This is a genomic window from Bartonella sp. CM86QHHN (assembly GCF_042194695.1).
In the GTDB taxonomy this organism is placed as follows: Bacteria; Pseudomonadota; Alphaproteobacteria; order Rhizobiales; family Rhizobiaceae; genus Bartonella.
This window is the reverse complement of record NZ_JBHIND010000003.1, coordinates 1-5,137: the sequence shown is the minus strand read 5'-3', so window position 1 is coordinate 5,137 and position 5,137 is coordinate 1. Positions and strand designations below refer to the sequence as shown.

The window sequence follows — 5,137 nt, the reverse complement described above, 5'->3', positions numbered from 1 at the left end:
TTTGATGATGTCAAGGCTGGTGATCTTGGTGGTTATATTGAAAAGGAAAGCAACTTATCTCATGATGGCAATTGCTGGGTTGGTGGTGATGCATGGGCTTTTAGCTACGGTCGTGTTTATGATAACGCTATTGTTTGTGATGATGCTATTGTTTGTGGTCACATTTATGGGAATGCGCATGTATGTGGTAAAACCCGCGTGTATGTGGGAGCTCATGTTTATGACAATGCTCACCTTTCTTATAACGCATGGGTTTATCATCATGCAAGGGTTTATGGTAATGCAAAATTATCTGGGAGTGCACGTATTCATAGAAATGCAGAAGTTTATGATCATGCTGTTGTTAATGGCGCAGCGAAAATTTATGGCAAGGTCTATGAAAATGCTAGCGTGGGGTGTCATACTGAAGTTTACGGTTCTGTTTATGGCAATGCGAAGATCTCTGGTTATTTCCATATTAGTGGTAATGTATATGGCAATGCAATAATAAAAAGATCTGCTAGGTTTTCTTTCGTTCCCAGAAATTGTGAGGTTTATGAAGGCGATAATATTGTTAAAACGGTCGCTGAAGTAGCATAAATAACAGGCGCGCCCCGCGCCTGCTTTCAGAGAGCAATGTAAAAATAAAGGTATTAAAATTTCCATTAAACTCAATAAAACATGGAACATAATTAAAATTATAGGTGTTGGTAATGTTCAATCATGATGATATCGAAAGTGTTGAATTTTATTTTACTGTAAATGGTAAACAAATAAAATTTGATAAAGAGACTAATGATAAATTAAAGGCAAAAATAGATTGGGAGAAATTTTTATCGCAATTATTCGTTGATAAGGAATAATAAGCCCTCTGGGTCAAATGCATATATTTTATATGGGATATAAAAATGCCAAAAATTTTTATTGTATATAATAATCATACTATTTTAGAACAAACTGAACGTGTTCTTTTTAAGCTTGGATTGGAACCATACGTTCTGAAATTTGGTAGTGATGATTTAACTACTATTGAGGATTTTAAACAAGAAATTAGTATGCAAACTAATTCTCCAAAATTTGGTATTGTGCTACTTACTCCCGATGAGATTAGCTATGCAAAATCTGCTGATAAAAAAGACGCACAACCGCGCGCTAATCAAAATGTTATTTTTAGAATGGGTATGTTGTTTCCTATAATTTCTTGCAGAAATATTGCTATTTTAAAACAACGAGATGTTGAAGTGCCTTCAGATTATGAAGGGATTAATTACATTCCTTTTAATGAACACGTAAAAGAGACTCTCCCAAAACTTATTGAACTATTAAACACAGCCGGATTCAATTTAGATACAGTTAACTACTGAAATTTTTTCTTTGCATGAAGTATACGCAAGATACGCACAGTGTCGTTTGAAGCGTCATAAATTGCAATATCAGAAAAAACGATCATTTTTTATGAACGAAAATTGTATATTTAATTCCTATTTTTTCTATGCAATAATATATCAGTTTTAATCAAAAATAACCTTTTTACTGAAAATGCCAAAATTTTATGCTTATTTACGTGTTTCTCGTGATGGACAAGATACAGAAAATCAAAAATTTGGATTGTTAGAATATGCTAATAAAAATGGCTTTGCACCACTTCATATTGAAGAAGAAATTGCAAGTAGAGGAAAAGATTGGCGCAAGCGTAAGCTTGGTGTTTTAATTAAAAAAGCAGAACGAGGAGATGTATTATTAACCCCTGAATTTTCTCGTATAGCTGGTTCTTCTCTTGCTGTCCTAGAAATTCTCAAAGCCGCTAGTGAACGTGGTTTAATTTTTCACGTGACGAAACAAAATCTTATCATGGACGGTAGTTTACAAAGCGATATCATCGCAACTGTATTAGGTATGGTAGCACAGATTGAGAGACATTTAATTCAAACACGCACAAAAGAGTCATTAAGTGTTGCTCGTCAACGTGGTATAAAACTTGGTCGTCCAAAGGGGAGTATAGCCACAAGATTGAAGCTTGATAGCCATATTGATGAAATTCAAGCATTTATAAATGTTGGTTTATCACAGAGCCGTATTGCTAAGACATTAGGAGTTAGTGTGAACACCTTACGTTTATTTATTGAACGTAAAAACATCAAGCTTACAAAAACAAAGCCTATCATTACCATGCCAAGAACATTGGAAAATTAAGATAAACTGCGCCAAGTTGATAGTTCTTTTCCATGACGTGATGCATTGAAGTATGTTTATTATTTACGTACAAAATACGTACTAAATAAATAATATTTATTTACTAAATAAGGAATATCTTAATGCCTGTAATTACTATGTGTTCAACAAAAGGTGGTGTTGGAAAATCCACATCTATAGCTTATTCTTTTATAGGTATTAGCTCACTCATTAAGTAAGGAGTTTTACTAATTGTCCGTTTTTCTTTAATAGGTCGATTGCTAATTTATCAAACGAAACAAATGTCTCGCCACCTAGCCAATTACCTTCATAAGCTATAATTCCATCAGCAAAATCACCACCAGCCTCTAGAATAGCAAGCCCTGCTTCAACAGCTGGTCTATTCATTACTATATTACTGGTTGCTAGCAGATCGCGTAACATTCCAGCTACATCTTCTTTTGATAGTCTTGCACCTCGGCGAAGTATCCAAACAAGTTCGCATAGACAAGGTAGAGAAATAGCTATGAGAGAAGCTTCTCTTAAAATCTTACTTGCTACCTCCCCTTGCTTTTTATCATCTTGTAAAACAGCACGAGCCAGAACATTTGTATCTACAGAAATCTTCATTTTTTCCCAGCCCAACTAGAAGCTGTAATTTCGTTCATTTCTTCAATGGTTAGAGGTTTTTTTAGTTTTCCAGAAAATCGTCCAATAAAGCTCTCAATAGTGCTTGTAGGCTGTGACGCTTTTATACGAAGTTCACCACCTGGTAACTTATCAAAGTCAATCTTCTCACCTGGTTTAACACCAAGGTGCTGTAGTAAATCCCGCTTTAGCGTAATTTGTCCTTTTGCTGTAACTGTTAATGAAGACATAAAAAATTCCTCTTACTATATAATTATCTAATATATATAAAAGTAATGTAAAAATCAATTACTCACAAGAAACGAAATTGTGAAATAAACTCGTTTGCATACTGGAATGTGCACACCCGATTATGCCTGATTTGAAATTAACAAGATATAAATATTTATTACGTATTTTATACGTAAATAATAAATATTTACAAAATAAATAATTATTATTTATAATTTTAATAAATACGTAATAAATAAATGGTATTTATTTGGTGTTTATTCATTGAATAAGGAATATCTTAATGCCTGTAATTACTATGTGTTCAACAAAAGGTGGTGTTGGAAAATCCACAATGGCATTAGTATTAGCTAACGTTTTTGCTAAAGCCGGATCTAAGGTGAAATTAATTGATGCAGACCCAAATCAACCACTTGTGACATGGATGAAAAGATCTGTAGATACAATGCCTCAAAATATAGAAGTTTCTGGAAATATTACAGAACAGAATATTGTTTCTTGCATTGATGATGCTGTAGAACAGTTTCCATTTGTTATTGTTGATCTTGAAGGTTCTGCTAATCTTGCGGCTTCTTTTGCTATAGGGAGAGCAGATTTAGTTTTGGTTCCTATGAGAAAAAAACAACTTGATGGAGATCAGATAGGAAAGATCATTGCTTTAATAAAACAACAGAGTCAGTTTTTTAAAAGAGAAATACCTTTTCGTATCGTATTTTCTATGACTAATACCTTAAACAGTCGCGAAGGACAGCATATAGAGAAAACGTTAGAAAAGGCTAATCTTCCTATTTTACCTGCTTCATTAACTGAAAGAGGAGCTTTTAGTGCTCTTTTTCAGATAGGGGGGTCTCTCTTTGATTTAGCATCTTCTGATGTGAATAATCCTCAAGCAGCACAAGAAAATGCAACGGTTTTTGCTAATGCTGTTGTGAAGGTATTGGATAATGAAAATTTATTAAAGGACAAAGTAGCATGACAAAAAGAGCTGAAATTGTATTACCGAATCTTGAAAATTTACAACCGTTTACAAAAGCACAAAAAGTAGATGAACAAGAATTAGGTAAGATAGGTCAAAATAATGGTTTTACGACACGTCATAGTGTAGAAACAAAACGTGGTAGTGGACGTAGAAGACGTAGTTTAAAAACAGCACGATTAACACTTGCACTTGAACCAGAAGTAAGAGACAGTTTTTGGTCTTTAGCAGACGAACTTAATGAAGATGGTGGTGATTTTCTTAATCGTCTTATTGAAAATTATATAAATAACAATTACACACAAAATAAATAATTATTATTTATTATTTACGTACAAAATACGTAATAAATATTTAAAATATTATTATGAATAGAGAAGATAGCTGTATGTAATATAATTTTAAAAGTATTCATTCTATTCGGAAACCAACCACAAAATTGCTTTCTGTTTTTTAGGTTTGAGTTGTCTAAAACCTCTTAAAAGGCAGTATTCTTTACTGGAAATTCCTTCATCATAAGGGTATGAGATATTTCTTTTTTGTGAAATGTCGGTATAAAAAAAGGAGATATGAACATCTAGTATGTTAGCGATTTCCTGCAAACGTCCAGCTCCTACACGATTTGAGCCTTTTTCATATTTTTGGATTTGTTGGAAGCTTACTCCTAATTTGTTTCCTAATTCTGTCTGAGAAATTCCCATGAATTTTCTTCTATCGCGAATTTTTTCCCCTACAGAAATATCATTAAAATGTGGAGTTTTGTTTTGCACTTTAAATTCCCCCTACCGGGTGCGAGCGCCCTCGCATTGGTATTCCGGGAGTTAAAAGTACTGAATTATAGTCAGCTTTTTGCTTTTAGTGCTGAAAAGCACCTGGACATAACAAAAACTCCCGGAACTCCGGGAAGCCCAACATAGTGAGCTAATTCTAACGCTATAATTTAAGGCTTTTAATCCCTTGTTGATTGTTGCGTATGCAATCAACACATTGATTAATTCATAGAAGAATTTCAGAAGATTGACAATAAAAATAGTTTTTATTTACAAACTTTATTTTTTAATGAGAGGCTATCCGCCTCTCAAACTCTCTGGAACGCTCACCAAAATCATGACATCAGACCCGCGTTTAATG

At 33.5% G+C, this 5,137-nt stretch carries 9 protein-coding genes; 6 read left to right on the top strand and 3 right to left on the bottom strand.

Going from position 1 to position 5,137, the window contains the following annotated elements:
• The 4 genes from ACFIKX_RS00335 to ACFIKX_RS00320 all read left to right on the top strand — a co-directional run.
• The coding region (locus ACFIKX_RS00335; protein WP_375628378.1) for a hypothetical protein at positions 1 to 579 on the top strand (579 nt) is incomplete at its 5' end.
• A gap of 113 nt (positions 580 to 692) precedes the next feature.
• Positions 693 to 842: a hypothetical protein gene (locus ACFIKX_RS00330; RefSeq protein ID WP_375628376.1), complete on the top strand. Its 150-nt coding sequence runs from the start codon at positions 693 to 695 to the stop codon at positions 840 to 842.
• Between the two features lie 45 nt (positions 843 to 887).
• Positions 888 to 1,343, top strand: a complete 456-nt coding sequence (locus tag ACFIKX_RS00325) for a TIR domain-containing protein (RefSeq protein WP_375628374.1) — start codon at positions 888 to 890, stop codon at positions 1,341 to 1,343.
• Between the two features lie 175 nt (positions 1,344 to 1,518).
• The gene (locus ACFIKX_RS00320; RefSeq protein WP_375628372.1) at positions 1,519 to 2,172 is read left to right on the top strand and encodes a recombinase family protein; all 654 of its coding nucleotides are present in this window, start codon (positions 1,519 to 1,521) and stop codon (positions 2,170 to 2,172) included.
• A gap of 210 nt (positions 2,173 to 2,382) precedes the next feature.
• Here ACFIKX_RS00320 and ACFIKX_RS00315 read toward each other — a convergent pair whose 3' ends face one another.
• Both ACFIKX_RS00315 and ACFIKX_RS00310 read right to left on the bottom strand, forming a co-directional pair.
• Positions 2,383 to 2,781, bottom strand: coding sequence for a type II toxin-antitoxin system VapC family toxin (locus ACFIKX_RS00315; protein ID WP_375628370.1), 399 nt, complete (start codon positions 2,779 to 2,781; stop codon positions 2,383 to 2,385).
• Positions 2,778 to 3,029: a hypothetical protein gene (locus tag ACFIKX_RS00310; protein ID WP_004857201.1), complete on the bottom strand. Its 252-nt coding sequence runs from the start codon at positions 3,027 to 3,029 to the stop codon at positions 2,778 to 2,780. Before ACFIKX_RS00310 ends, ACFIKX_RS00315 begins: the two co-directional genes overlap by 4 nt.
• A 284-nt stretch (positions 3,030 to 3,313) precedes the next feature.
• On the opposite strand from ACFIKX_RS00310, the gene ACFIKX_RS00305 reads away from it, so the two are divergent.
• On the top strand, positions 3,314 to 4,006 hold the full coding sequence (locus ACFIKX_RS00305; protein WP_375622568.1) for an AAA family ATPase: 693 nt from the start codon (positions 3,314 to 3,316) through the stop codon (positions 4,004 to 4,006).
• On the top strand, positions 4,003 to 4,320 hold the full coding sequence (locus tag ACFIKX_RS00300; protein WP_375628368.1) for a hypothetical protein: 318 nt from the start codon (positions 4,003 to 4,005) through the stop codon (positions 4,318 to 4,320). Before ACFIKX_RS00305 ends, ACFIKX_RS00300 begins: the two co-directional genes overlap by 4 nt.
• A 102-nt stretch (positions 4,321 to 4,422) precedes the next feature.
• Here ACFIKX_RS00300 and ACFIKX_RS00295 read toward each other — a convergent pair whose 3' ends face one another.
• Positions 4,423 to 4,776: a helix-turn-helix domain-containing protein gene (locus ACFIKX_RS00295; RefSeq protein ID WP_375628367.1), complete on the bottom strand. Its 354-nt coding sequence runs from the start codon at positions 4,774 to 4,776 to the stop codon at positions 4,423 to 4,425.
• Positions 4,777 to 5,137: the final 361 nt, after the last annotated feature.